The sequence below is a fragment of the Sphingomonas yabuuchiae genome (assembly GCF_014199595.1).
Taxonomy (GTDB): Bacteria; Pseudomonadota; Alphaproteobacteria; order Sphingomonadales; family Sphingomonadaceae; genus Sphingomonas; species Sphingomonas yabuuchiae.
The window spans coordinates 135,163-159,257 of sequence record NZ_JACHNX010000009.1; the positions used below are offsets into that span (position 1 = coordinate 135,163).

The window sequence follows — 24,095 nt, forward strand, 5'->3', positions numbered from 1 at the left end:
GGGAAGGTACTGACGCGATGGCGAACCCTTATGATCCGATGGCGTGGATCACCTTCTGGACCGCACCGGCCCGATTCGCGGTGATGGCGGGCGAGGCGATGCTGAGCGCGCAGAGCGTCATGGCCTCGCGCATGGGGGCGATGGCGACGGGTACGTCCTCGGCAGCGGAAATGACGCTGATGGTCAGCGAGAAGGTCAAGGCCTTCGACCAGTCGGCGAAGGTCTGGAACCGCGATCAGGCGGCCCTGTCGAAACTGTCGCGGCACAATCCGCAGGGCGGGATGCTGCAAGCCTGGGAGTCGATGGCGCGCGCGATGCTGATCGGCGCGTCGATGCCGGTCCAGGCGATGGCACCGGTGCATCGGACGGTGACGGCCAACCAGAAGCGGCTGGCGAAGGGGTAAGTGGATTCCTCCCCAAGCGGAGCTTGGGGAGGAATAAACGGTCAGAACACCGCCTTCACCAGCTGGCCGAACGCGTCGGCGCGGTGGCTGATGCGGTTCTTTTCGTCCTGGTCCATCTCGGCGAAGGTCTCGGTGCCGCCGATCGGCTGGAAAATCGGGTCATAGCCATGGCCCTTGTCCCCGCGCGGCGGCCAGACGATCGTGCCGTCGACGCGGCCCTCGAACCATTCGACATGGCCGTCGGGCCAGCCGACCGCCAGCGCGCAGATGAAATGCGCGGCACGGCTCATGTCCGGTTCCTCGTTCAGCCGATCCTCGACCGCACGCATCGCCATGCCGAAGTCCTTTTCCGGCCCCGCCCAGCGCGCCGAGAACAGCCCCGGATCGCCACCCAGCGCCTCGACGCACAGACCGCTATCGTCCGACAGCGCGGGCAGGCCCGACAGATCGGCGGCAGCGAGCGCCTTCAATTCGGCATTGGCGACGAAGGTCGTGCCGGTTTCCTCGGGCTCTGGCAGGTCCAGGTCACCGGCCGCGATCACCTCCATGCCATAGGGCGCGAGAAGTTCGCGGAATTCCACGATCTTGCCCTTGTTGTGGCTGGCCAGGACCAGCTTGCCCGGCGTCAGCTTGCGGATCGCCTGACGGCCGTTTCCTTCGCCGCTCATGCGCGGATCGCCCGGTCCTGCGCCGCGAAAATCTCGGTGCAGCCCATGCGCGCCAGGCGGAGCAGACGGAGCAGGGCCTCTTCGTCATAGGTGGCGTGCTCGGCGGTCGCCTGAACCTCGGCGATGTGGCCGTTTTCGATCAGCACGAAATTGGCGTCGGCATCGGCGTTCGAGTCCTCGATATAGTCGAGGTCGAGGACCGGCGTGCCCTGATGGATGCCGCAGGAGACGGCGGCGACCTTGTTGCGGATCGGGTCGCTGGCCAGCTTGCCCTCGGCCATCAGCTTGTTGACAGCCATGCGCAGCGCGACCCAGGCGCCCGAAATGGCGGCGGTGCGGGTGCCGCCATCGGCCTGGATCACGTCGCAGTCGATGGTGATCTGCCGCTCGCCCAGCGCCTTCAGGTCGCAGACGGCGCGCAGGGAGCGGCCGATCAGCCGCTGGATTTCCTGGGTACGGCCCGACTGCTTGCCCTTGGCCGCCTCTCGGCTGCCGCGTGTATGGGTGGCGCGGGGGAGCATGCCGTACTCGGCCGTGACCCAGCCTTCGCCCTTGCCGCGCAGGAAGGGGGGCACGCGCTCCTCGACGCTGGCGGTGACGAGCACCTTGGTATCGCCGAACCCGATCAGCACCGAACCTTCGGCGTGACGGGTGAAATTCGGCTCGATGGTGATGGGACGCATCTGGTCGGGCATCCGGCCGGACGGGCGCATAGTCTTCTCCTTGTTCCTTGAAGACAGCCCTAACCGGCCCCCGCGCCTAGCGCCAGAGAGGACGGTGGCGATCGGAAGACACTCTTCTTCTCTGCGTCCTCTGCGCGCCAAAATGGTTCACGCGAAGCCGCGACGCCGCGAAGAGAGGACTGGAAATCTTCGCGCCTTCGCGGCTTCGCGTGATCAATCTCTTTTTTGCGCGCAGAGGCGCAGAGGGCGCGGAGAAGAAGAGAGGTCTCCCGATCGCGGTTGAGTGGCGCAGTGCCAATGCCTACATTTCCGTCATGGTCACCCCACCGATCACCGAGTTGACCGACCGCGCGCGCGATATTTTTCGTGTGGTGGTCGACAGCTATCTGACGAGCGGCCAGCCCGTGGGGTCGAAGACGATCGCGCTGTCGGGGATCAACCTGTCGCCCGCCTCGATCCGCAACGTCCTTCAGGAACTGGAGGAACGCGGATTGCTGGCGGCACCGCATACCAGCGCGGGGCGGATGCCGACCGATATCGGTTTGCGGCTGTTCGTCGACGGCATGATGCATGCCATGGAGCCCAGCATCGAGGAACGCGCCGCGATCGAGGCGCGCGCCGCCCGCTCCGGCCCGGTCGAGGAGGCGCTGGCGGCGACGACGGCGGTGCTGTCGGGGCTGTCGGCCTGCGCGGGCCTGGTCATGGTGCCCAAGCGCGAGATGAAGCTGCGCTCGATCGGCTTCGTGCCGTTGTCGCCGACCCAGGCATTGGCCGTGCTGGTCGCGGAGGATGGCGCGGTCGAGAACCGCGTGCTGGAACTACCCGCCGGCATGACGCCGTCGGCGCTGGTCGAGGCGGGCAATTACCTTTCCGCCACGCTGGCGGGCCTTACGCTGGGTCAGGCGCGGGATCGGCTGGAGCGCGAACTGGCGGCAGGGCGCGCGGCGCTGGACGGGGCGGCGCGGGCGCTGGTCGAACAGGGTCTGATCGTCTGGAGCGAGGATGGCGCGCGGCGTCCGATCCTGATCGTGCGCGGGCAGGGGCGGTTGATCGACGCCGCCGCCGCCGCCGATCTGGAGCGGGTCCGCGACCTGCTCGACGATCTGGAGGGCAAGCAGGAAATCGCCAGCCTGCTCGACTCGGCGCGCGCCGGGGATTCGACGCGTATCTTCATCGGCGCGGAGAACAAGTTGTTCGCGCTGTCGGGATCTTCGGTGATCGCCCGGCCTTTTCGCGGACTGGACGGCCAAGTGGTCGGTGTGGTCGGCGTAATCGGGCCCACGCGGTTGAACTATGCCCGCGTCGTGCCCATGGTGGATTTCACGGCGGCAACGCTTGCCCGGATGATGGGCTGAACAGGGATTATGATGAGCGATAACACGACCAACGAGACCCAGAACGACCTGCGCGAAGAGACGGCCGAGGCCGCGCCCGAAGTGGCCGTGCAGGACCGCGTCGCCGAGCTGGAGAACCAGCTGGCCGAGGCCAAGCAGCAATATCTCTATGCCCAGGCCGAGAACCAGAATGTCCGCCGCCGCGCCGAGAAGGAAGCGGTCGACGCGCGCAACTATGCCGCGACCGCGTTCGCGCGCGACGTGCTGTCGGTCGCCGACAATCTCCAGCGCGCGCTTCAGGCGATTCCGGCCGACCTGCGCACTGACGACAAGTGGAAGGGGCTGGTGACCGGCCTAGACGCCACCGGCCGCGAACTAGACAGCGTGCTCGGCCGTCACGGCATCACCAAGATCGAGGCGATGGGCCAGCCGCTCGACCCCAACAAGCATCAGGCGATGATCGAAATGCCCTCCGACCAGGAGCCGGGCACGATCGTGCAGGAAATGCAGTCGGGCTATATGATCAAGGACCGCCTGCTGCGCCCCGCGCTGGTCGCGGTGGCCAAGAAGCCCGACTGATCAGGCTTTTGGACGGATGAGGAAAGGGCGGTCCTTCGGGGCCGCCCTTTTTCGTTATTGGCCGAGCAGCTTCAGTACGTCCTTCTGGCTCTGATTGGCCTGGGCGAGCATCGCGGTCGAAGCCTGGGCGAGGATCTGCGCGCGGGCGAGCTTCACCGACTCTTCGGAATAATCGGTATCGGCGATCCGCGAGCGGGCTTCCGACAGGTTGGTCGTGCCGCTGGTCAGCGTGCTGACCGCCGATTGCAGTCGGTTAGCCGTCGCGCCCAATTGTCCCTGGACGCTCGCCACCGTGCCGAGCAGTTCATCTACGCGCTTCAGCGTATTATCGGTGCGATAGCGGTTGGTAACGTTCAGTTCGTCGGTCAGCGAAAATTGGCGACGCTGGATAAATTCATCATAGCTATAACCTGCGCTGTAGGTCGAGCCGTTGCGATCATACCACTGATCTCCGACGCGCTGATAGACGATGCGGCCGATATCGTCCCGCGTGATATCGTCTCCTGCGATTTTTCCCTTCGCCATATAGTCGTCGAACGTCACCAAATGAGATTTTGTGGTGTCTAGGCTGTTCAGAGTTTGAGGTTGTGTAAGGCGAGCTTGGTAATCATTGTACCAATAGCCGTCTATATTCCGAACATAGGCTGTGGGGATAGGCGGTACAGATATAGGAATCGTGTCGCTGATATTGGGCCCCGCCTGAACGTTGAGCTTTACGCTGGCATCGACCAGTTGATTGTTGCTGTCGTACACAGGCGGATTGTTGTTGAACAACGCCACCCCGTTGAACGAGGCATTAAAAAGCGTCTGGTCGATCTGCGTCGACACGGCGGTCACTTCCAGCTGGAGCGCCGCGCGGTCGCTCATGCTGTACGTGCCGGATCCCGCCTGCACCGCCAGTTCGCGCACCCGTTGCAGCATGTTGGACACTTCGGTCAGCGCACCGTCGGCGGTCTGGACCAGCGAGACGCCGTCCATCGCATTGCGGATGCCCTGCGTCATGCCGCGGATCTGCGCCGTCATGGAACTGCTGATCGCCAGCCCGGCCGCATCGTCCTTGGCCGAATTGATCCGCTGGCCCGAGGATAGCCGCGCCATGGACTGGGCCAGATCGGTGTTGGCGCGCTGCGTGGCCGCCATCGCTCGAAGCGCGGCGCCGTTGGTGTTGATGACCGTCATGGTAACTCCCATCCCCTGACGAGCGCGGGAGGCCCCGCGCGCGAGAAAGATGGTTGACGAAATTAACCATGATCAAACAATCCGGGCTTTTCCCGGATATTAGCGGGTGACCGTGAGATTTTCGGGGTTCGGGGCTTTCCCTCCCCCATCCCCTCCCGCCTGCGGGAGGGGCGGGCCCGGGGCGATAGCATGCGCCGCCGCGACGTTGGTCCCGAAGCTCACCCAGTATCGCTCCCCTCCCGCAGGCGGGAGGGGATGGGGGAGGGCACTTGCCCCGAACGAAACCCCCTCAGTCGGTGCCCCGAAACGGCACCAAGGTCCGATACTGCGCCAACGGCGGCGCCCCCGCGACCACCGCCCCGCGTTTCAGCAGAAAGGCATGGCGGACGATCTCCGCCTGCTGCTCGAGTCCATAGCGATCGAAGCGCCGCCCCGGCTTCAGGCAATAGCTATAGCGGCAAAAGGGATGGCGTTTCAGCGGCAGGAATATGCCCCGCTGATGCTGCCAGATATGCACCATCTCATGGATGAACAGCCCCTGCTCATGCAGCGGACAGGCGCCGAAATCCTCGCGCCACAGATCGCCCTTGGGGTGGAAATGGATGCAGCCTGTCGGTGCCATCACCGTGTCGCGCGGCTGGAAAAACGCCCATTTGGTCGGCGACAGGCGAACCTGCGTATAGTCGATCGCATCGCCGAAGACGGACCGGGCCAGCGTTTCTTCCGCCGGGGTGAGGGGGCGCTTGGTCATGGCACCCAGATGGGGCGCATGGCGTGGGTAGGAAAGGGGCGGGCCGGTCTCACGGCCCGCCCCCGTTCATCAGCTCCGCCGGGCGGTGAGCCACTGGGTGTTGGCCAGCGGCTTGGCGACGATACGGACCTCGCCGATATGGCCGAAATAGCCGTCCTTGCGCGCGCCGTCCCACCAGGCGGCGCCCAGCACCCAGGGCATGTCGGCGGCAAGCGTCGCGATGCCGACCTGGCCCGCGCTGTTGCGCAGTACGGGCGCGCCATCGACATAGAGGATGGTTTCGTTCGCCACCGGATCGTTGACGATCGCGATATGATACCAGGTGTCGACCATCACCTCACCCGACCAGTTGGCCTGCGGATAGGCGGTGTTGGAGGCGGGCACGACCTCCCACTGGACTTCGCGCAGCGACGAGATGGCGAACAGGACCGGCGGCGCTTCCCTGTCGCCGCCCGCAAAGCCCGGCAGCTTGCCGCGATTGCCGTTGCGGGTCAGGATATTGCCCCAGCGGTGGTTGGTCACCGTCCAGTTCGCGTCGATCTTGATGAACGCCTCGACCGTATAGCCTGCGCCGAAGGTCGCCGCGTTGATCGGCGCATTGGTGGCGGTCGCGAAGGCGCTGCTGCGCGCGGTCACTTTGTCGGTGTTGCGGAAGCGCACGCTGCCCGGTGCGGAGGACAGGCGGTGGCGGTCGGTCGACCAGACCACGTCCTCGACCATCGCCGGGCCCGACAGCGGTACGCGCGTCATCGGGTTGCGGCCGGTCGCATCGGGCAGCGTCTCGCCGACCTGGACGATCTTGCCGTCGACGATGCCGCTGGCCACGCGCCAGTGCGCGGCGGTCTCGGCGATCTTGGGATAGTCGTCGGCATCGCGCGGCAGCACCTCGGCCGGGGCGGCGGGTTCGGTATAGCCCGACAGCAGCGCGGTACGAACGCGCGGCAGGATCGGCACGCCCGCCGTCATCTCGGTATAGGCGAAACTCGGCAGGAAGCGGGCGAAGCGCTTCTTGAAGTCGATGTTGATGGTGAAGCGGTTGTTCGCATCCTCCAGCACCGCGCGGTCGAACTGGTTCAGCGTTTCCTTGGGCTTCTGCACGACCCAGGGCGAGAAGCTCATGACGTCGATCTTGTTGGCCGAGAAGTCGATTTCGTAGAGCCGCATCAGCGCGTTGCCGCCCTGATAGGCCATCTGGTAATCGACGACCATCTCATGGACCGGATTGCCGAAGTCGTTGGTCTTGGTCAGCAGCGCGGCACCATGGTGATGGCCGTTCAGCGTCATGAAGATCTGGTCGTTGTCGCGGATCAGGGTGTTCCACAACATCAGGCCGTAATCGGTCTCCAACGGGCTCTTGCCGTCCTTGTCGATGTTGAGCAGCTGGTGGTTGGCCAGGATGACCGGCAGCGTCGGGTTGCGGCGGATCGCGTCCCGCGCCCACAAAATTCCTGCATCCGAGATGCGCCAGGACAGCGACAGCACCATGAACTTTACGCCGTACATCTCGAAGATGTGATATTCGTGGAAGCCGGTGCGGTCACGCTCGCGGAAGGTCGACTGGTTCTGCGCGCGCGAGGTCGGGAACCAGGTCAGATAGGGCTCGGACGACAGAGTGCGCTGGCTGTCGGTGCCTGCCTGCTGGTCGGCCGGGACGTGGTAATCGACATCGTACAGGACGTCGTGATTGCCCGCCAAGATCGAATAGGGAATGCGCGCCGTCTCCAGCCGCTTCATCGCGGCATCGGCTACCGCCCATTGCGCGGGCTTGCGCACCTGGTCCACCACGTCGCCCAGATGGATCACGAAGGGGATCGCATAGGCCTGGGCGTTGTCGACGATCCACTGGGTCTGCGCCGCGAACGGCTCCGAGCCATATTTGCGCTGGAACTGGCGGTTCTCGTCGACGGTCGCGTAGCGCGAATAGAATTGCGTGTCGGGCAGCACCGCGATCGAGAAGCTGGTGGTGCCGACCGGCGCGGCGGCGGCCGTTCCCGTGGCGGTCGTCGGCTTGGCGTTGAGCAGCGCATCGTCGTCGCACGCCGCCAGCGCCCCCGTCAGCGGCAGCATCGACAGACTCGCGGCCCCGCGCAGCAACTGCCGCCGGTCGGCGATCCGCCGCAAGGTGAACCGGGTTTCGTTTGTATCGGACATGGTCAAAATTCCCCCACTTTTCGCTCCATCGAGCAAGCGGGAGGCGCTGTATGGCGCGACTTTGACACATGAGGGACCGAAATATTACCGATTTTGGTCTGACGTGAAAAAGCGCAAAATATCCCGTCATCTATCCGGCAGCTATATTCCTGCCTCCTAAGCGGTGATGCAATTGCGTTTAACTAACACGAGCCCCTCCCCTTCAGGGGAGGGGTTGGGGTGGGGCTTCGCCATAGGCGGCACGCTTGCGGAAGCGCCCCACCCCCGGCCCCTCCCCTGAAGGGGAGGGGTGCGTCCATCTTATGTCCTCTCGCTCCAATCGTCTTTCGTCGAGGGGGCTGGAAAGATGCACCGTGAATGACGATGGGCGTTCGAAAACCGTTATTGCCCCGGGGCAGGATCGCCCGCCGCGATCACCCGCGCGCCCTGGCGCAGGCGGGTGCCGTCCGAAAAAGTCAGCAGCAACGACAGGATGCGTCCCGGCTTGACGCCCTGGTTCATGTCGTAAAGCATCACATGCCGCCCGCCCGGTTCGAAGGCGACGGTGGCCCCGGCCGGGATGGGCACGGAATCGACCTTCTTCATGGCCATGCCGCCCTCGTGCATCTCGCTGGTGATCGCGACGTCGCTGCTGACGCCGATCAGGTTCAGCGGCTTGGGGCCGCCATGCACGATGAAATAGGCCGCTGCGGGGCGCCCCGGCACGGCGGCCAGGCGGACCCAGCCTTCCTCGGCATAAAGCTCGGGCTTGGCCGAACATCCGCCCAGCGCCCCCAGTCCCACCGCCCCCGCGATGGCCCAGAGGCCCAGAAAAGTGGCGCGACGCATGACAAACCCTCCCGTTTCGGCAAATCCCGAGGCGACACTAGGTTCCATCCAATCTTGCGGCAACGGATCGCCCACCTATATCCGCCTTCGTGAACGGGGTTTTCGGTTGCCGCTTTCGGGACCGGACGGCCCCGGCATCGAACTTCCAGACTATGTTCTTGAGGGGCATTTAGAGACTTATGGCAAAAGTGATCGGCATCGACCTCGGCACCACCAACAGCTGTGTCGCTGTCATGGAGGGCGGCAAGCCCAAGGTTATCGAAAACGCGGAAGGCGCGCGCACCACGCCGTCGATCGTCGCCTTCGCCAAGGATGGCGAGCGCCTGATCGGCCAGCCTGCCAAGCGTCAGGCGGTGACCAACCCCGACAACACCATCTTCGCGGTGAAGCGCCTGATCGGCCGTCGCTTCGACGACCCCGTCACCAAGAAGGACACCGAGCTGGTCCCGTACGCGATCGCGCGCGGTCCGAACGGCGATGCGTGGGTGAATGCGGGCGGCAAGGATTACAGCCCGTCGCAGATCTCGGCCTTCACGCTGCAGAAGATGAAGGAAACCGCCGAATCGTACCTCGGCGAGACGGTGACCCAGGCGGTCATCACGGTTCCCGCCTATTTCAACGACGCCCAGCGCCAGGCGACCAAGGACGCCGGCCAGATCGCCGGCCTCGAAGTGCTGCGCATCATCAACGAGCCGACGGCGGCTGCTCTGGCCTATGGCCTTGAGAAGCAGGACGGCAAGACGATCGCGGTCTATGACCTTGGCGGCGGCACCTTCGACATCTCGATCCTCGAGATCGGTGACGGCGTGTTCGAGGTGAAGGCCACGAACGGCGACACCTTCCTGGGCGGCGAGGACTTCGACAACAAGATCGTCGATTTCCTGGCATCGGGCTTCCAGAAGGAAGAGGGCATCGACCTCACCAAGGACAAGCTGGCGCTCCAGCGTCTGAAGGAAGCGGCCGAAAAGGCGAAGATCGAGCTGTCCTCTGCCCAGTCGACCGAGGTCAACCTGCCCTTCATCACCGCCGATCAGAACGGCCCGAAGCACCTGGTCAAGTCGATCACCCGCGCCGATCTGGAGCGTCTGGTCGAGGACCTGATCCAGCGCACGCTGGAGCCCTGCAAGAAGGCGCTGGCCGATGCGGGCATGAAGGCCGACGAGATCGCCGACGTGGTGCTGGTGGGCGGCATGACCCGCATGCCGCGCGTCCGTGAGGTCGTGAAGAACTTCTTCGGCAAGGACCCGCACACCGGCGTGAACCCCGACGAAGTCGTCGCCATGGGCGCGGCGATCCAGGCGGGCGTGCTGCAGGGCGACGTCAAGGACGTGCTGTTGCTCGACGTGACTCCGCTGTCGCTGGGTATCGAGACGCTGGGCGGCATCATGACCAAGATGATCGACCGCAACACGACGATCCCGACCAAGAAGAGCCAGGTCTATTCGACCGCCGACGACAACCAGAACGCGGTGACGATCCGGGTCTTCCAGGGCGAGCGCGAGATGGCGCAGGACAACAAGATGCTGGGCCAGTTCGATCTGGTCGGCATCCCGCCCGCGCCGCGCGGCGTGCCGCAGATCGAGGTCACGTTCGACATCGACGCCAACGGCATCGTCAACGTCTCTGCCAAGGACAAGGGCACCGGCAAGGAGCAGCAGATCCGCATCCAGGCCTCGGGCGGTCTGTCGGACAACGACATCGACCAGATGGTCCGTGACGCGGAGAAGTTCGCCGAGGAGGACAAGAAGCGTCGTGCCGAGGCCGAGGCGAAGAACAACGCCGAGTCGCTGATCCACACCACCGAGCGTCAGCTGGCCGACAATGGCGACAAGATCGACGCGTCGCTGAAGTCGGAAATCGAGGCGGCCATCGCCGAGACCAAGACGGCGGTCGAGGGTGGCAATCCCGACACCATGAACGAGAAGGCGCAGGCCCTCGCTCAGGTCGCGATGAAGATGGGCCAGGCCATCTATGAAAAGCAGCAGCAGGGTGAGGCTTCGCCTGCCGCTGATGCCGGTCAGGCCAAGCAGGACGATGTGGTCGACGCCGAATTTTCGGAAGTCGACGACACCAAGTAAGACGGTCGGCCCGGTCCCCCTGTCGGTAGGGCCGGGCCTTCGGTCCAGAATTTGCGAATACCGCCCCGATCGATGTGTCGGGGCATGAAGTGGCGAAGCGCTTGGGCGGTCGCTCCGTCCGGCCTGACGGCACGGTCGGCGGCCGCACCATCCACCAGCGCAGGGGCGAGACCGGGCATGAGCACGACGATCGACTATTATGAACTGCTCGAATGCGAGCGCACGGCGGACGATGCGACGATCAAATCGCGCTACCGCAAGCTGGCCATGCAATACCATCCGGACCGCAATGCGGGGTGCAAGGACTCCGAGGCCAAGTTCAAGGCGATCAGCGAAGCCTATGACTGTCTGAAGGACCCACAGAAGCGGGCGGCCTATGACCGCTATGGCCATGCTGCGTTCCAGCAGGGCATGGGCGGCGGCGGCGGCGCGCAGGATTTTGGTGCCTTTTCGGACATTTTCGAAAGCGTCTTCGGCGAGTTCATGGGCGGCGGACGTGGCGGCGGGCGGCAACAGCCGCGTCGCGGCGCGGACCTGCGCTACGACATGGAAATCTCCCTCGAAGAGGCATTTCACGGCAAGCAGACCGAGATAACGGTCGATGTCTCGGCGGCATGCGATACCTGTGACGGCACGGGCGCCAAGGCCGGGACCAGTGCCAAGACCTGTCAGCAGTGCGGCGGCCACGGCAAGGTCCGCGCACAGCAGGGCTTCTTCGTGGTCGAGCGGACCTGCCCGGTCTGTCAGGGCGCAGGCCAGATCATCGCCGATCCCTGCCCCGATTGTCGCGGCGACGGGCGCGTCGAAAAGACCAAGACGCTGGCCGTCAACATCCCGGCGGGCGTCGATGAAGGCACCCGCATCCGCCTGACCGGTGAAGGCGAGGCGGGCGCGCGGGGGGCTCCGGCGGGCGACCTCTACATCTTCCTTCACGTCAAGCGTCACGCCCTGTTCGAGCGCGAGGGCACGACCCTGTTCGCGCGTGCGCCGATCAGCTTCACCACGGCGGCGCTGGGCGGCTCGCTGTCCATCCCCGGCCTCGATGGCCGTAGCCATGAAATCAAGATCCCGGCGGGCATCCAGTCGGGCAAGCAACTCCGCCAGCGCGGGGCGGGCATGCCCGTGCTGCAAGGCCGCGGCACCGGCGATCTGGTCATCCAGATCGAAGTCGAAACGCCGACCAAGCTCTCCACCCGCCAGCGCGAATTGCTCGAACTGTTCCGTGAAACGGAAACAGGCGACGAATGCCCTGAAAGTCAGGGCTTTTTTGCCAAGCTGAAGAGTGTCTTCGCGGGCGAATGACGGTCGTGTACCGGGGTGTTCCCGGCCACGATCAGAGCGAATTGATATGAGGACTCTTCCCTCGCCCCTCTGCGAGGGGAGAGGGAAGTAGCCATGACGAATGTCGATCTGTCCCAAGACGGGCGCTCGACTTTTGGCAAGCGTACGCTAGGCATGGCCTCACCGTACTCCCCCCCGGTGCCTGATATTCTGGGGGGGAATCATGTCCGAAATCATTGAGGCGATGCCGCCCGCGTCCCGGTTCGCGATCACGCTGGACCGTATCGAGCGTTTCTATCTCCTGCTGCTGAGGGCGGCGATCCTGGTCATCGCCACGGTGGTACTGATCTGGGCGGCCTGGCTGGCTGTCTCAGCGACCGTCCGTATCATGCGTTCGCCAGCCTCTGTGGTGGAACAGCCGGTGTCGGTCGTCGCATCCGAACTGCCCGCTGCCATCGCGCCGGAGGCGGCCAAGGCGGCCGCCAAGCGGACCGAGGGCGCATCGCTCAAGGCCGAGCGCGCTTTCTACAAGCGTTTCGTCGAGCAGTATCACGGCCTCTACCAGGCCCGGTTCGAGCCGTTCCGCCGTGCGGAGGACAAGCGCCTCAATCGCGACGAATTTGACGACAACTTCGTGCAATCGGGCGAGCGGCTGGCCGCGCTGGCGCGGGGCGAGGGCAACTTTGCCAAGGATCGGACCGACCTGGAGGAATTGCTGCAGGTCATGACCCAGGCGTCCACCTTGCCCGAAACGCTGGCGCGGCTGAATCAATATAAGAATGCGGTCAAGAAACCGGTCCGGCGTCAGGTCGAACGTTTCCGCCCCGAGTCGCGTCGCGGTTGGGACAGCCTGAGCACCAGTTGCGAAGGCTGGTATGAGTCGCCTGTGGGCTGTGCCGTCACGCGGCAGGTCAGCGTGCCCTATACGCAGACGGTGACGGCGATGGCTTTGCCGGAGGGATTGCTGTCGCATACCCAGATTTTCCGTGGGATGCAGGATCGCTATTTCGCCTTGCTCACCGAACGTCGCGAGCGTGAGGCTGCATCGGTCAGCGCCAAGCGGGCCGACATCGCGGAGGGACAGATCATCGGTTGGGGATCGCTGCACCTGATGCTGTATGTGCTGGCCGGATTTTTGGTTCTGATGTTTTTCTTTCTCCTGATTGCGATCGAACGTCATCAGCGCCGGGTCAACGTCCGGGGGTAACTCGGCGGGACGCTGGTTGAGGAGCGCTTGCCAGCATGGCGGGCGCTCCTTCATGATGGTTAGCGATATGAGGAGATTGCCGATGCGGAATATGATGTCTTGCATGACCATGGTGGCGGCCGCGCTGATGCTCCCCGCCGCCGCGCCGGTATCGGCCCCGCGCGTCGGGATCGGCAGTTTCGAGGCGCTGCCCAAGCCGCTGCCGCTGCCCTATCATGCGGGTGATGCCAAGGCGGCGATCGCGGCGGCGCGGGTGCGGGCGGCGAAGGCGCATAAGCGGGTGCTGATCGATCTGGGCGGCAATTGGTGTCTCGACTGCCGGTTGCTGGCGGGCGTGATGGAAACGCCGCAGATGCGTCCCTTCGTCGCGAAGCATTTCGAGGTGGTGACGGTCGATGTCGGCCGCTTCGACCAGAATATGGATATTCCGGCGTCCTATGGCATCAAGGGGCGGCTTCAGGGCGTGCCCGCGGTGCTGATCGTCGATCCCAAGACCAACAGGCTGGTCAATGCCGGACGCGAGACCGCGCTGGCCGATGCGCGGGCGATGACGCCGCAGGCGGTGGCGGACTGGCTGGCGGGTTGGGTGGGATAGACCCATAGGCCGGTTGATTTCCGGCTGACGGTGTTCCCTCCCCCAGCCCCTCCCGCTTGCGGGAGGGGCTGGGGGAAAGAGGGTCCGCATTTCCCCAAGCTACTCCCCTCCCGCAGGCGGGAGGGGCAGGGGGAGGGGAGTCCCTATCGGCACTTGCCGCGCCAATGGGACTCCCCCGACAGTTACTCGCCGAACACCCGCGCGAAGATCGTGTCGACATTCTTATAGTGATAATCGAGGTCGAACCGAGCCTCGATCTCCTCGACCGACAGCGCGGCGGTCACGTCGGCATCGGCCTTGAGCAGTTCCATCAGCGACAGTTCGCCGTCCGACTCCCAGACCTTCATCGCGTTGCGCTGGACGAGGCGATAGCTGTCCTCGCGGCTCACGCCCGCCTGGGTCAGCGCCAGCAGGACGCGCTGCGAATGGACCAGGCCGCCCATCTTGTTGAGGTTCTTCTCCATCCGCGCCGGATAGACGACCAGCTTGTCGATCACGCCGGTCAGGCGGGCCAGCGCGAAGTCCAGGGTGATGGTCGCGTCGGGGCCGATATAGCGCTCGACCGAGGAATGGCTGATGTCGCGCTCATGCCACAAGGCGACATTCTCCAGCGCGGGCGTCACGTAACCGCGCACCATGCGGGCGAGACCCGTCAGGTTCTCGGTCAGCACCGGGTTACGCTTGTGCGGCATCGCCGACGAACCCTTCTGGCCGGGCGAGAAATATTCCTCGGCCTCCAGAACCTCGGTGCGCTGCAGGTGGCGGACTTCGGTCGCGAGACGCTCGATCGAGCTGGCGATGACGCCCAGCGTCGCGAAGAACATCGCATGGCGATCGCGCGGGATGACCTGGGTCGAGACGGGCTCGACGGTCAGGCCCATCTTCTCGGCGACATGCGCCTCCACGCTGGGGTCGATATTGGCGAAGGTGCCGACCGCACCGGAGATGGCGCAGGTGGCGATGTCGGCACGCGCCGCTACCAGGCGGGCGCGGTTGCGGTCGAACTCGGCATAGGCCTGGGCCAGCTTCAGGCCGAAGGTCACCGGCTCGGCATGGATGCCATGGCTGCGCCCGATGGTCGGGGTCAGCTTATGCTCATAGGCACGACGCTTGATGACGGCGAGCAGCGCGTCCAGATCCTCGATCAGGATGTCCGAGGCGCGGGCGAGCTGCACCGCCAGGCAGGTGTCGAGCACGTCGGACGAGGTCATGCCCTGGTGCAGGAAGCGTGCTTCCGGCCCGGTGCGCTCGGCGACATGGGTCAGGAAGGCGATGACGTCGTGCTTGGTCTCGGCCTCGATCGAATCGATGCGGTCGATGTCGAAGTCGCCCGCGGCCTTGTCGGCTTCCCAGATGCGCGCGGCGGCTTCCTTGGGCACGACGCCCAGCTCGGCGAGCGCGTCGGTGGCATGGGCCTCGATCTCGAACCAGATGCGGAAACGGGTCTGGGGGTCCCAGATCCGGGTCATGGGGGCACGGGAATAGCGCGGAATCATCGGGGCACCTTCAGGTCGTGGAAACGGCACGGCTCACCGTGCACTCCCTTTCGGAATCACGGCGTACCGTGCCGTTAGCAGGGACGAGCCGAGCCTTCAAATCCCAAGGACGGATCCCCATCTGGCATAATGGAGTTTAGGACCGTATCACTAATGATGAAGATGCGTTTCTGATCTTCACAGTCATCGATCGACCAACGTAAGGGAGAGACGAGATGATGAAATATGCTTTTCTTAGCGCCGCGATGATGGTGTCTGCCCCCGTTCTGGCCCAGGTCACGCCTGCGCCGGCCCAGACCACTCCGGCTACACCGCAAGCTGCTCCGGCAACCGCCGCCGACCCGGCGCAGACTGCGCAACCTACCGCTGATGCATCCGCATCCACCCAGGGTCAGGTGCAGGCGAACGGCAGCCAGATCGCCCAGGTCGTCGACACGCAGTTCCCGACCTATGACAAGGACGGTGACGGCAAGCTGAACAAGGCCGAATTCGCCCAGTGGATGGTTGCGCTGAAGTCGCAGACTGACCCGTCGACCAAGGCCGATGCGCCCGCGACGAAGAAGTGGGTCGGCAGCGCCTTTGCCCAGGCGGATACCGACAAGGACAAGACGGTGTCCAAGACCGAGCTGACCGGCTTTCTGAGCCAGGGGCAGGGCTAAGACCGGAACACCCCCCCCTTCCGTTCCGACGATTCCCCGAGCGGGGATGAGCGGGGCCGTCGTACCTTCGGGTTCGGCGGCCCTTTGCGTTGGGCCATCCCGATCCTTCCCATCGCAAGATGGGGAGCAATGTGACGGGGCACGAAAAAGGGCAGGGGCGTCGCCGCCACCTGCCCTTCTTTTCGTTCGCTGACCTCGAAAGGAAAGCGAGGCCGGATCAGGCCTCTTCCGAACCTTCGGCCTGCGCGTCGGCGTCGATCGCCTCGTCCTCGGCGGTCAGGACCGTCGGGGCGACGATGGTGGCGATCGCGAAGTCGCGGTCGTCGATGGCGGGCTCGGCGCCCTTGGGCAGCTTCACGTCCGAGATGTGGATCGAGTCGCCGATCGCCAGACCCTTCAGCGAGACGCTGATTTCGGTCGGGATGTTGGCGGCGTCGACGACCAGCTCGATCTCGTGGCGGGTGACGTTCAGGACGCCGCCCTGCTTCACGCCGCTCTCGTCTTCGTCGGTGAACACGACGGGCACGGCGACCGTGACGGTCTCATGCTCGCCGATGCGCACGAAGTCGACATGCAGCGGGCGATCGGTGACGGGATGGAACGCGACGTCCTTCGCCAGCGTGCGCTGGCCGTCCACCATGATGACCGAGGTGAAGAAATGACCGGTCATCAGCGCCTTGACGAGGGCCTTCTCTTCGAGATGGATCGACGCGGCGGCCTTGTTCTGGCCATAGATCACGGCGGGGACGCGGCCTTCACGACGCAGCGAACGGGAGGCTCCCTTGCCAACCTGATCGCGCGTCTCGGCGGCGAGCGTAAGGGTGTCGCTCATTCCAGTAACTCCGAAACAAAATGGATATAGGCTTCCGACCACGCCTCCAGGGATGACCATGACCGGAAGCGGCGGCGCATAGCGGCAAAGACTGGAAAATACAAGGCCGATGCCGCCGCGCCGCCCCCGTTCTCGCTTAAAACCGGATCGGGAGGCCGACCATGATGCGGCCATGGGACTCGCCGGCTTGTCCCCGCACGCGGAGCGAGAGGTTGCGGTTCAGCCGCTGCTCGATACCCAGGCCTGCGACCAGTCCGCTGGTTTCATCGAGCGAGCCGTCCGACAGGACGTTCGACGAGAGCCGCGTGTCGAAGCGATAGCCGCCATAGCCCGCCTCGGCGACGATCATGGTGTCGCGGCCCAGGACATAGCCCGCGCGGGCTGTCAGGCTGTATCCCCATGTCGCCTTTTGTTCGGCATAGGCGAAGACCTGCTGGCTTCGCGCGGTCCCGCCGCCGCCATGGACCGCGACTTCTCCGCCCAGCCGCAGCCGCTTCCCCATAGGCGCCATCCATCCGGCAAAGCCGCCGCCCGCCAGCCCGGTCGTTCGATAGGTCATGTCGTTATCGCCATTGTCCAGCGTAAAGCCGTGGATCACGGCCCCGGCTTCGGGCCCTGCATAAGGCCCCGCAAATACGGGCTTTTCCTGCGCGAAGGCAGTGGCGGGCAAGCAGGTCAGCAGTATGGCGGCGAACAGGATGCGCATCGAGAACGTCCTTCGATCGGTCATAGGGCTCCCCATCGATTCCCTATGAATATTAATGTATGATAGTTATGAATTTCTGTAAAACAGAAAGATGATGATGGCGGGCAGATATTTCATGAGCCGGGGGCGGGCTCGGGCGGTGCGGGCGTTCGCGGTGTTGTGCTTCCTGATTGCGGGGGCGGGGGTCGCGACGCTGCCCACGATGCTGGTGGGGCCGCAGTGGCAGGCCTTCATGATCGACTGCGACGACGGATGCCGCGCCAAGCCCCAGCCGCTCGATCAATTGTCGCCGGAGGTCCGGCATGTCATCGCCAATCTGCCCAAGGCCTCGGAACGCATGACCACTGCCATGGCGGAACCCTATTGGTGGTGGCGATTGTTGGGCATCCAGATGCTGGATGCCTTGCCCTTCACGCTATTGTTCTTCTCGGTCGGCATGGCGCTATGGCGTTTCAGCAATCGGCAGGAGCATCGCGATTGGAGCGGAATGCGCTGGTTGCAGCGGGCGACCGCCGCGGGCATTGCCATGGCCATCGCCGAACCCCTGGCACAAGTGTTGCGGGATGCCGTCTTTCTGGGGGCGATGACGGATGTCGGGGCCTTTTCCTATTCGGTGGAATTTACCCTGATTATCGAGCGACTGCTGCTCGCCTGTGCGGCCTGGGCCGCGACCTGGGCGCTGGCGGCGGGGTTGCGCGCGCGGGGCGATCTGGCCGAGATCGTCTGATGCCCGTGACCGTCCATCTCGATATGATGCTGGTGCGCCGCAAGGTGAAGTCGAACGAACTCGCCCGCGCGATCGGGATCACCGAATCGAACCTGTCGCTGTTGAAGTCGGGCAAGGTGAAGGGGGTGCGCTTTTCCACCCTGGCGGCCATCTGCCGCTATCTCGACTGCGAGCCGGGGGACATATTGGGTTACGAGCCCTCCGACGACGACCTGACCACCGAGGATGGCGCTTGATCGGTCGCCAACACAAGGGCGCAGGTCCGACCGGTGGTGATCGTACAGCGGGTGCCGAGCATCCGGGGCTCGCCGTCGAACAGCGCCAGGCCGGCTTTGCGGCTGGCCAGTCGGAATGACGAGGCGGTGGCGCGCGTCACGCCCTTCGCCTCGGCCCAATTGCCCCGCATCGCAGCCCACCCCAGTTCCATCATCCGCCGCCAGTGCCGCGCATCCACCGCCGTCAGTGCCATCACTGCCTCGCCCGGCTGGACGAACACCGCCTGATAGGCACGGGGGAGCTCCGGCATATCCTGCAACCGCAAGCCCCGGCCGAAGGTCCGGCGCCATGCCTGACCGATCGCGCGGAGAAGTTGCCTGGGTCGCCCAGCGCGCGCGGCTTCACGGGCATGAACCCAGCGGGTGGCGGGGCCGAGGATCAGCCCGGCATAGGCGCGGTGTCCGTCGCCGGTGACATAAGGAAGCGCGATCCGGCGGGGTGGCGGCCTCTGTTCCAGCCTTTCCAGGATCGTTTCGGCCGAAACATCGCCGTGCAGCTGCTTGGCCAGCAGGTTCATTGTGCCGCCGGGCAGGATCAGCACCGATCCCGCCCAGCCATCGAGTGCGGTGAGTACGGCGTTGACGGTGCCGTCTCCCGCCAGCAGCACGACCAGCGTCGCGCCCGCCGTATTGAGGTCCATGGGGGAGGGGATGGCCTGATCGGGAAAGCCGGTCCGCCCGACCAGGGTCCGGCCTTGCGCGGCCAGCCGTGTCTCGATCTGCGCGATGCCGTCGGCAGCGGTCGAGCCGGACCCGGCATTCGTCACCAACCAGCATCGCCGCATCGTCGCCCCGCCCCTTCATCGGCCGTCCGGGCCAGACTGTCGGTAGAACAGGCTTTTGCGTCCGGGCGATGACGATGCCGTCGCCCGGACCGGACCCCGTGACGGGGATCAATAGGCGATGCGTTCGGCCTTGATCCCCTGCTTGGCGAGCTGCGCCTGGACGCTGTCGTTACCCGCCAGATGCCCCGCGCCGACCGCGATGAAGATGGTGCCGGGCTTGGCCATGCGCTCCTTGATCCACGTCGCCCAGCGGGCGTTGCGGTCGGTCAGCAAGGTCTTGGCGACCTCGGGCGAGTCCTTCAGGCTTTCGTTCATCGTCTTGGCCAGCGCATCGGGATCGCCCTTGGCCCATTCGTCGACCATCTCGGCCATTTCCTCGCCCGCCTTGGGCAGGTCGTCGACCGTCGAGGTCAGGAACTCGATCTGCGCCTTTTGCGACAGGCCGTTGAAAAAGCCGATCTGCTGCTCGGCGGTTTCCAGCCCGGCGACCGGCTTGTTCGCCGCCTTGGCCGCGTCGGCCAGCACGGTTTCCGGCCCGTTCTTCGGATCGTAGCCCAGCTTCTGGATCGGCGCGAGCGACAGGGTGACGCCCACCAGCCACGGCTTCATCCGGTCGAAGTTGCGCGGATCGGCCCCCAGATCGGTCACCGCCTTCAGATAGGCGCCGCGCTTGTCGGCGGGCAGCTGCTCGGTCAGGGTAGGGCCGGTGGTGACGAAGCCGTTCTTCATCACGATCTGCTGCATCGTCGCCGGATCGGGCTGCACCATCTCCAGCATCAGCTGGTCCGACTTGTCGAAGGCGGTCTTCACCGCCTCGTCGAACCAGGACAGGCCGGGCTTCAGCACATGGATGGTGCCGAACAGATAGATGGTCGTGTCGGCATCCTTGACCACCCACAAAGCGGGATCGGCATCATTGGCAGCTTGCGCGGGCTTGCTCTGTGCACAGGCGGGCAGCGCCAGCATCAGCGCGAGCGAGGTGAGGGCGGCTTTCATGATCGTCTTCATGGGATCGGACTTTCGGAAAAGGAAGGGCCGGATGGGAAAAGGGAGAGATCAGGCATATTTGCGCCAGAGCCAGACAACGCTGCCGACTATCAGCATTGCGCCATATACCCATTCGAACTGGACCGGCGGTAACGCGCCGCCGCGCCACAGGAACCACCAGACGGGCACGCTGAGGGCGACCGTATAGAAGCTGGCGACCGCACCGTCGCGATAGGCCTGACGCTCATGCTCGTCGACGACCCGGTGCCAGCGCCACGAGATGACGGGAATGACCACGCCCCAGACCAGTGCCATCAAGATGGCGAACCAGAGCGGCAGCGGCGAGGTCCAAACGGCGTCATGGTCGAGATGCCTGCCCTGGGGCGTGGATACAAACGATACGGTCGCCAGCGCGAGACCGGCCAAGCCGCCTATGCCCCCCGACAAAGCGAGCAGTCGGTGATTGGCGCGCTCGCTCGGGCCACGGCTGTCGCGTTGGGATAGATCGGTCATGGTCGCACCTCGATAAACAGATGGACGGAAAATTTGGGGATCGCGACCTGATGGGCAGCGACGCTGTCGGCCTGCATGTCGGGGCGGATCGCATTGAACGTAAACTCGCCCACCCGTCCGGCACCCCAGCCGAGGAGCGACAGGGCCATGCCGCTGCCGATGACCGCGCGGGTCAGGCGGCGGCTCATGACCGCACCCGCCGGAGGACGTAGAAGGTCAGCCCGATCATCACCGATACGCCCCAGCTATAGTCCCCGAAATCGACTCGATCCGTCTGCGCTCCGACGATGGTCAGCAGTGGGTGAAGCACGAAGTTCGTGACCCCGATCACGGCCCAGGTCTCGATTGCCAGCCGCCGCTGCATCTCGTCAGTCTCGCGCCAGTTGCGCCAAGTCATGACGCCGACGACGATCAGCATGATGACTGCGGCAAGCTGCGCCAAGGGATGGGGCAGGGATGCTCGAGGACGATGGAGGAAGCCGTCGATGAACCCCTCCAGAAAAGGCAGGCCGACGACCAGCAGGATCGCCATGACGATCAGCGCGATCCGCCGCCGCGTCTTGCGCGCCGCGCGCTCGGCCACGCGTGCCTCACCCCAACGGGCGCTACCCTCACTCACCGTCATGTTCATCATCGAAAATCTCCTCGATGGGCATTTCGAACAGCCGTCCGATGCGGAAGGCGAGCGGTAGCGAGGGGTCGTATTTCCCCGTCTCGATGGCGTTGACGGCCTGGCGCGAGACATCCAGCCGCCCGGCGAGTTCTGCCTGGCTCCAGTTGCGTTCGGCGCGCAGCACCTTGAGGCGATTTTTCATGTCCACCTCCTCTTGCATGGCCAACCTCCCTTTGTCACCCATGCATGACGTAATGTCAGGTGACCATGACAAAGTGACAGCGAGTCGCGACATTGTCAACAAGACCTGACAAAATATCACGTCTGTCTGACTTTGTGCTTGAGCCGCTCACGCGGATGCGGCGCCGGCCCGCCCCCCCACCCGACCGCCCACAGCATATTCTGAATGGGCGGTCGGGTGGGGGAGCGGCCGGTGCGGTTGCGAAAAGCCCGCTCGCCTTGACCGCACAAGGGCCATCCGCCAAAGCCTGCCCCATTATGCAGACCCGAAACGGCCCCCCGGAAGGACCACTTTCCTTCCAGCGCATGATCCTCACCCTCCATGACTATTGGAGCGAGCGGGGATGCGTGATCCTGCAACCCTATGACATGGAGATGGGGGCGGGCACCTTTCACCCCGCGACCACGCTGCGCGCGCTGGGGCCGGACAGTTGGAACGCCGCCTTCGTCCAGCCGTGCCGCCGCCCGACCGACGGCCGCTATGGCGAGAACCCCAACCGGCTCCAGCATTATTACCAGTATCAGGTGATCCTGAAGCCCTCGCCCGCCGACCTGCAGGACCTGTATCTGGGCAGCCTGGCCGCGATCGGCGTGGACATGACCAAGCACGATATCCGCTTCGTCGAGGATGACTGGGAAAGCCCGACTTTGGGTGCCTGGGGCCTGGGCTGGGAAGTCTGGTGCGACGGGATGGAGGTGACCCAGTTCACCTATTTCCAGCAGATGGGCGGATACGACATGAAGCCGGTCGCGGGCGAGCTGACCTATGGGCTCGAACGCCTGGCCATGTATATCCAGGACGTCGACAATGTGTACGACCTGCGCTTCAACGATGCGGGCGTGAGTTACGGCGACGTGTTTCTCGAAAACGAGAAGCAGATGTCGACCTGGAACTTCGAGGTCGCCGACACCGACACGCTGTTCGACGCCTTCAAAAAGGCGGCGGCCGAGTGCGAGCGCTGTCTGGAGGCCAAGCTGCCCATCCCCGCCTATGAACAGGCGATCAAGGCCAGCCACACCTTCAACCTGCTGCAAGCGCGCGGCGTGATCTCGGTGGCGGAGCGCCAGGCCTATATGGGCCGCGTCCGCGATCTGGCGAAGGGCGCGTGCGGCGCCTGGATGGACAAGAACGGCTGGGCCGCGTGATGACCGATTTTCTGCTCGAACTCCGCTCCGAAGAAATCCCCGCCCGGATGCAGGCGGGGGCGCGGGAGAATCTCGCGAAGCTCTTCACTGCCGAACTCGCCAAGGCCGGACTGTCGGCGGGTGAGATCGTCACCTATGCGGGGCCGCGTCGCCTCGCACTGATCGCCAAGGGCCTTCCGTCCGCGACCGAGGCAGTGTCCGAGGAAGTGAAGGGGCCACGCGCCTCCGCCCCCCCGCAGGCGCTGGAGGGCTTCCTGCGCAAGACCGGGCTGTCGCGCGAGCAGCTGACCGAGCGCGACGGCGTGCTGTTTGCGATCACCGAAAAGCCCGGCCGCGCGACGGCGGAAGTGCTGGCCGAGGCGATCCCCGCCATCGTCCGCGCCTTCCCCTGGCCCAAGTCGATGCGCTGGGGCGCCGAGTCCGCCTCGACCGAGTCGATGCGCTGGGTCCGTCCGCTGCACGCCATCGTCGCGCTGTTCGGCGGCGAGGTTGTGCCCTTCGCAATCGCGGGGATCACCAGCGGCAACGTCACGCGCGGCCACCGCTTCCATGCGCCCGCCGAGATCGTGCTGACCGGCGCCGACACCTATGTCGAGCAACTGCGCGCTGCCAAGGTGCTGGTCGACCAGGACGAGCGGGCCGCGATCATCCGTGAGCGGGCATCGGCCCTGGCCGCCGAGGCCGGGCTGGAGCTGGTCGAGGACGAAGGGCTGGTGGCGGAGAATGCCGGGCTGACCGAATGGCCGGTGCCGCTGCTGGGGCGCTTCGACGAAGCCTATCTCGACGTGCCGCCCGAAGTCATCCAGCTGACCGCGCGGGTGAACCAGAAGTATTTCGTCTGCCGCTCGGGCGACGGCAAGCTGGCGAACGCGTTCGTCTGCACCGCCAATATCGAGGCGACCGATGGCGGCGCGAAGATCGTCGAGGGCAATGGCAAGGTGCTCGCCGCCCGCCTGTCCGACGCGCGCTTCTTCTACGAGACGGACCTGAAGACCAAGCTCGACGAGCTGCGGCCCAAGCTGGAAAAGATCGTTTTCCACGAAAAGCTCGGCACCGTCGCCGACAAGGTCGAGCGGGTGGCCAAGCTGGCCCGCTGGCTGGTCGAAGAGGGTATCGTCGGCGCAACGCCCTCTCCCCATCGGGGAGAGGGAGGGGACCCGCGGCAAGGCCGTGGGGAGGGTGAGGGGCAGTCCAGCAGCGCCTCGCCCGCGTCGGGGCCCCCCCCCCCCCCCCCCCCCCCCGGGGGGGGGGGGGGGGGGGGGGGGGGGGGGGGGGGGCCCCCCCCCCCCGGGGCCCCCCCCCCCCCCCCCACCACCCCCCCCCCCCCCCCCCGCCCGGGGGGGGGGGGGGGGGGCCAAGCGACCCACCCAAACCCCCA

At 65.2% G+C, this 24,095-nt stretch carries 27 protein-coding genes; 12 read left to right on the forward strand and 15 right to left on the reverse strand.

Going from position 1 to position 24,095, the window contains the following annotated elements:
- Positions 1-17 precede the first annotated feature (17 nt).
- Positions 18-404 carry a hypothetical protein gene (locus GGQ89_RS12610; protein WP_184106037.1) on the forward strand — a complete coding sequence of 129 codons (387 nt, stop codon included), beginning with the start codon at positions 18-20 and terminating at the stop codon, positions 402-404.
- A gap of 41 nt (positions 405-445) precedes the next feature.
- Here the strand turns inward: GGQ89_RS12610 and rdgB are convergent, their stop codons facing one another.
- Positions 446-1,072, reverse strand: coding sequence for an RdgB/HAM1 family non-canonical purine NTP pyrophosphatase (gene rdgB, locus GGQ89_RS12615; RefSeq protein WP_076717178.1), 627 nt, complete (start codon positions 1,070-1,072; stop codon positions 446-448).
- On the reverse strand, positions 1,069-1,785 hold the full coding sequence (rph, locus tag GGQ89_RS12620) for a ribonuclease PH (protein WP_056433287.1): 717 nt from the start codon (positions 1,783-1,785) through the stop codon (positions 1,069-1,071). Before rph ends, rdgB begins: the two co-directional genes overlap by 4 nt.
- A gap of 284 nt (positions 1,786-2,069) precedes the next feature.
- Here rph and hrcA point away from each other — a divergent pair, with 284 nt between their 5' ends.
- Both hrcA and grpE read left to right on the forward strand, forming a co-directional pair.
- Positions 2,070-3,110 (forward strand): heat-inducible transcriptional repressor HrcA, encoded by a 1,041-nt coding sequence (gene hrcA, locus GGQ89_RS12625; protein ID WP_056433433.1) that lies wholly within the window; start codon positions 2,070-2,072, stop codon positions 3,108-3,110.
- A 12-nt stretch (positions 3,111-3,122) separates the two neighbouring features.
- Positions 3,123-3,668 carry a nucleotide exchange factor GrpE gene (gene grpE, locus GGQ89_RS12630; protein WP_056433430.1) on the forward strand — a complete coding sequence of 182 codons (546 nt, stop codon included), beginning with the start codon at positions 3,123-3,125 and terminating at the stop codon, positions 3,666-3,668.
- A 54-nt stretch (positions 3,669-3,722) separates the two neighbouring features.
- On the opposite strand, the gene GGQ89_RS20045 is transcribed toward grpE, so the two are convergent.
- From GGQ89_RS20045 to GGQ89_RS12650, 4 genes are all read right to left on the reverse strand, one after another.
- The gene (locus GGQ89_RS20045) at positions 3,723-4,847 is read right to left on the reverse strand and encodes a flagellin N-terminal helical domain-containing protein (protein WP_240456632.1); all 1,125 of its coding nucleotides are present in this window, start codon (positions 4,845-4,847) and stop codon (positions 3,723-3,725) included.
- A gap of 289 nt (positions 4,848-5,136) precedes the next feature.
- Positions 5,137-5,598: a vgr related protein gene (locus GGQ89_RS12640; protein ID WP_184106038.1), complete on the reverse strand. Its 462-nt coding sequence runs from the start codon at positions 5,596-5,598 to the stop codon at positions 5,137-5,139.
- Positions 5,599-5,667: 69 nt separating this feature from the next.
- The gene (locus GGQ89_RS12645) at positions 5,668-7,749 is read right to left on the reverse strand and encodes a laminin G domain-containing metallophosphoesterase family protein (protein WP_184106039.1); all 2,082 of its coding nucleotides are present in this window, start codon (positions 7,747-7,749) and stop codon (positions 5,668-5,670) included.
- A 381-nt stretch (positions 7,750-8,130) separates the two neighbouring features.
- Positions 8,131-8,577 (reverse strand): copper chaperone PCu(A)C, encoded by a 447-nt coding sequence (locus GGQ89_RS12650; protein ID WP_184106040.1) that lies wholly within the window; start codon positions 8,575-8,577, stop codon positions 8,131-8,133.
- A 179-nt stretch (positions 8,578-8,756) separates the two neighbouring features.
- Between GGQ89_RS12650 and dnaK the strand changes: the two genes are divergently transcribed.
- From dnaK to GGQ89_RS12670, 4 genes are all read left to right on the forward strand, one after another.
- On the forward strand, positions 8,757-10,655 hold the full coding sequence (gene dnaK / locus GGQ89_RS12655) for a molecular chaperone DnaK (RefSeq protein ID WP_056434481.1): 1,899 nt from the start codon (positions 8,757-8,759) through the stop codon (positions 10,653-10,655).
- A 177-nt stretch (positions 10,656-10,832) separates the two neighbouring features.
- The gene (gene dnaJ / locus GGQ89_RS12660; protein ID WP_184106041.1) at positions 10,833-11,957 is read left to right on the forward strand and encodes a molecular chaperone DnaJ; all 1,125 of its coding nucleotides are present in this window, start codon (positions 10,833-10,835) and stop codon (positions 11,955-11,957) included.
- Positions 11,958-12,159: 202 nt separating this feature from the next.
- Complete coding sequence (locus tag GGQ89_RS12665; protein ID WP_184106042.1) at positions 12,160-13,143, forward strand: hypothetical protein; 984 nt, start codon at positions 12,160-12,162, stop codon at positions 13,141-13,143.
- Between the two features lie 82 nt (positions 13,144-13,225).
- On the forward strand, positions 13,226-13,738 hold the full coding sequence (locus tag GGQ89_RS12670; RefSeq protein ID WP_184106043.1) for a thioredoxin family protein: 513 nt from the start codon (positions 13,226-13,228) through the stop codon (positions 13,736-13,738).
- Between the two features lie 182 nt (positions 13,739-13,920).
- On the opposite strand, the gene purB is transcribed toward GGQ89_RS12670, so the two are convergent.
- Positions 13,921-15,234 (reverse strand): adenylosuccinate lyase, encoded by a 1,314-nt coding sequence (gene purB, locus GGQ89_RS12675; RefSeq protein ID WP_056434470.1) that lies wholly within the window; start codon positions 15,232-15,234, stop codon positions 13,921-13,923.
- Between the two features lie 215 nt (positions 15,235-15,449).
- On the opposite strand from purB, the gene GGQ89_RS12680 reads away from it, so the two are divergent.
- A complete protein-coding gene (locus tag GGQ89_RS12680; protein ID WP_184106044.1) occupies positions 15,450-15,893 on the forward strand; it encodes an EF-hand domain-containing protein in 444 nt (147 codons plus the stop codon).
- 217 nt (positions 15,894-16,110) lie between these two features.
- On the opposite strand, the gene GGQ89_RS12685 is transcribed toward GGQ89_RS12680, so the two are convergent.
- Both GGQ89_RS12685 and GGQ89_RS12690 read right to left on the reverse strand, forming a co-directional pair.
- Complete coding sequence (locus tag GGQ89_RS12685; protein ID WP_184106045.1) at positions 16,111-16,725, reverse strand: 50S ribosomal protein L25/general stress protein Ctc; 615 nt, start codon at positions 16,723-16,725, stop codon at positions 16,111-16,113.
- A 136-nt stretch (positions 16,726-16,861) separates the two neighbouring features.
- A complete protein-coding gene (locus tag GGQ89_RS12690) occupies positions 16,862-17,431 on the reverse strand; it encodes an outer membrane protein (protein ID WP_184106046.1) in 570 nt (189 codons plus the stop codon).
- Between the two features lie 115 nt (positions 17,432-17,546).
- Between GGQ89_RS12690 and GGQ89_RS12695 the strand changes: the two genes are divergently transcribed.
- Complete coding sequence (locus GGQ89_RS12695; protein WP_184106047.1) at positions 17,547-18,158, forward strand: hypothetical protein; 612 nt, start codon at positions 17,547-17,549, stop codon at positions 18,156-18,158.
- Entirely contained in the window at positions 18,158-18,394 is a 237-nt protein-coding gene (locus GGQ89_RS12700) for a helix-turn-helix domain-containing protein (protein WP_184106048.1), read from the forward strand. Before GGQ89_RS12695 ends, GGQ89_RS12700 begins: the two co-directional genes overlap by 1 nt.
- Here the strand turns inward: GGQ89_RS12700 and GGQ89_RS12705 are convergent.
- The 6 genes from GGQ89_RS12705 to GGQ89_RS12730 form a co-directional block, all read right to left on the reverse strand.
- Complete coding sequence (locus GGQ89_RS12705) at positions 18,349-19,218, reverse strand: diacylglycerol/lipid kinase family protein (RefSeq protein WP_206362806.1); 870 nt, start codon at positions 19,216-19,218, stop codon at positions 18,349-18,351. The genes GGQ89_RS12700 and GGQ89_RS12705 overlap by 46 nt on opposite strands.
- A gap of 108 nt (positions 19,219-19,326) precedes the next feature.
- Positions 19,327-20,226, reverse strand: a complete 900-nt coding sequence (locus GGQ89_RS12710) for a TraB/GumN family protein (protein WP_184106050.1) — start codon at positions 20,224-20,226, stop codon at positions 19,327-19,329.
- Between the two features lie 48 nt (positions 20,227-20,274).
- A complete protein-coding gene (locus GGQ89_RS12715) occupies positions 20,275-20,718 on the reverse strand; it encodes a hypothetical protein (protein ID WP_184106051.1) in 444 nt (147 codons plus the stop codon).
- Positions 20,715-20,906 (reverse strand): hypothetical protein, encoded by a 192-nt coding sequence (locus GGQ89_RS12720; RefSeq protein WP_184106052.1) that lies wholly within the window; start codon positions 20,904-20,906, stop codon positions 20,715-20,717. Before GGQ89_RS12720 ends, GGQ89_RS12715 begins: the two co-directional genes overlap by 4 nt.
- The gene (locus tag GGQ89_RS12725) at positions 20,903-21,352 is read right to left on the reverse strand and encodes a hypothetical protein (RefSeq protein WP_184106053.1); all 450 of its coding nucleotides are present in this window, start codon (positions 21,350-21,352) and stop codon (positions 20,903-20,905) included. Before GGQ89_RS12725 ends, GGQ89_RS12720 begins: the two co-directional genes overlap by 4 nt.
- Entirely contained in the window at positions 21,330-21,533 is a 204-nt protein-coding gene (locus GGQ89_RS12730; RefSeq protein ID WP_056434642.1) for a helix-turn-helix transcriptional regulator, read from the reverse strand. The genes GGQ89_RS12725 and GGQ89_RS12730 overlap by 23 nt, the downstream gene beginning before the upstream one ends.
- Positions 21,534-21,877: 344 nt before the next feature.
- On the opposite strand from GGQ89_RS12730, the gene GGQ89_RS12735 reads away from it, so the two are divergent.
- Positions 21,878-22,717 carry a glycine--tRNA ligase subunit alpha gene (locus GGQ89_RS12735; protein ID WP_056434449.1) on the forward strand — a complete coding sequence of 280 codons (840 nt, stop codon included), beginning with the start codon at positions 21,878-21,880 and terminating at the stop codon, positions 22,715-22,717.
- The coding region (glyS, locus tag GGQ89_RS12740) for a glycine--tRNA ligase subunit beta (protein ID WP_244955788.1) at positions 22,717-24,095 on the forward strand (1,379 nt) is incomplete at its 3' end. The genes GGQ89_RS12735 and glyS, both read left to right, overlap by 1 nt.

Coding starts and splice junctions, on each gene's coding strand:
- GGQ89_RS12610 (WP_184106037.1), top strand. CDS start 18: ATGGCGAACCCTTATGATCCGATGGCGTGGATCACCTTCTGGACCGCA.
- rdgB (WP_076717178.1), bottom strand. CDS start 1,072: ATGAGCGGCGAAGGAAACGGCCGTCAGGCGATCCGCAAGCTGACGCCG.
- rph (WP_056433287.1), bottom strand. CDS start 1,785: ATGCGCCCGTCCGGCCGGATGCCCGACCAGATGCGTCCCATCACCATC.
- hrcA (WP_056433433.1), top strand. CDS start 2,070: ATGGTCACCCCACCGATCACCGAGTTGACCGACCGCGCGCGCGATATT.
- grpE (WP_056433430.1), top strand. CDS start 3,123: ATGAGCGATAACACGACCAACGAGACCCAGAACGACCTGCGCGAAGAG.
- GGQ89_RS20045 (WP_240456632.1), bottom strand. CDS start 4,847: ATGACGGTCATCAACACCAACGGCGCCGCGCTTCGAGCGATGGCGGCC.
- GGQ89_RS12640 (WP_184106038.1), bottom strand. CDS start 5,598: ATGACCAAGCGCCCCCTCACCCCGGCGGAAGAAACGCTGGCCCGGTCC.
- GGQ89_RS12645 (WP_184106039.1), bottom strand. CDS start 7,749: ATGTCCGATACAAACGAAACCCGGTTCACCTTGCGGCGGATCGCCGAC.
- GGQ89_RS12650 (WP_184106040.1), bottom strand. CDS start 8,577: ATGCGTCGCGCCACTTTTCTGGGCCTCTGGGCCATCGCGGGGGCGGTG.
- dnaK (WP_056434481.1), top strand. CDS start 8,757: ATGGCAAAAGTGATCGGCATCGACCTCGGCACCACCAACAGCTGTGTC.
- dnaJ (WP_184106041.1), top strand. CDS start 10,833: ATGAGCACGACGATCGACTATTATGAACTGCTCGAATGCGAGCGCACG.
- GGQ89_RS12665 (WP_184106042.1), top strand. CDS start 12,160: ATGTCCGAAATCATTGAGGCGATGCCGCCCGCGTCCCGGTTCGCGATC.
- GGQ89_RS12670 (WP_184106043.1), top strand. CDS start 13,226: ATGCGGAATATGATGTCTTGCATGACCATGGTGGCGGCCGCGCTGATG.
- purB (WP_056434470.1), bottom strand. CDS start 15,234: ATGATTCCGCGCTATTCCCGTGCCCCCATGACCCGGATCTGGGACCCC.
- GGQ89_RS12680 (WP_184106044.1), top strand. CDS start 15,450: ATGATGAAATATGCTTTTCTTAGCGCCGCGATGATGGTGTCTGCCCCC.
- GGQ89_RS12685 (WP_184106045.1), bottom strand. CDS start 16,725: ATGAGCGACACCCTTACGCTCGCCGCCGAGACGCGCGATCAGGTTGGC.
- GGQ89_RS12690 (WP_184106046.1), bottom strand. CDS start 17,431: ATGCGCATCCTGTTCGCCGCCATACTGCTGACCTGCTTGCCCGCCACT.
- GGQ89_RS12695 (WP_184106047.1), top strand. CDS start 17,547: ATGAGCCGGGGGCGGGCTCGGGCGGTGCGGGCGTTCGCGGTGTTGTGC.
- GGQ89_RS12700 (WP_184106048.1), top strand. CDS start 18,158: ATGCCCGTGACCGTCCATCTCGATATGATGCTGGTGCGCCGCAAGGTG.
- GGQ89_RS12705 (WP_206362806.1), bottom strand. CDS start 19,218: ATGCGGCGATGCTGGTTGGTGACGAATGCCGGGTCCGGCTCGACCGCT.
- GGQ89_RS12710 (WP_184106050.1), bottom strand. CDS start 20,226: ATGAAGACGATCATGAAAGCCGCCCTCACCTCGCTCGCGCTGATGCTG.
- GGQ89_RS12715 (WP_184106051.1), bottom strand. CDS start 20,718: ATGACCGATCTATCCCAACGCGACAGCCGTGGCCCGAGCGAGCGCGCC.
- GGQ89_RS12720 (WP_184106052.1), bottom strand. CDS start 20,906: ATGAGCCGCCGCCTGACCCGCGCGGTCATCGGCAGCGGCATGGCCCTG.
- GGQ89_RS12725 (WP_184106053.1), bottom strand. CDS start 21,352: ATGATGAACATGACGGTGAGTGAGGGTAGCGCCCGTTGGGGTGAGGCA.
- GGQ89_RS12730 (WP_056434642.1), bottom strand. CDS start 21,533: ATGAAAAATCGCCTCAAGGTGCTGCGCGCCGAACGCAACTGGAGCCAG.
- GGQ89_RS12735 (WP_056434449.1), top strand. CDS start 21,878: ATGATCCTCACCCTCCATGACTATTGGAGCGAGCGGGGATGCGTGATC.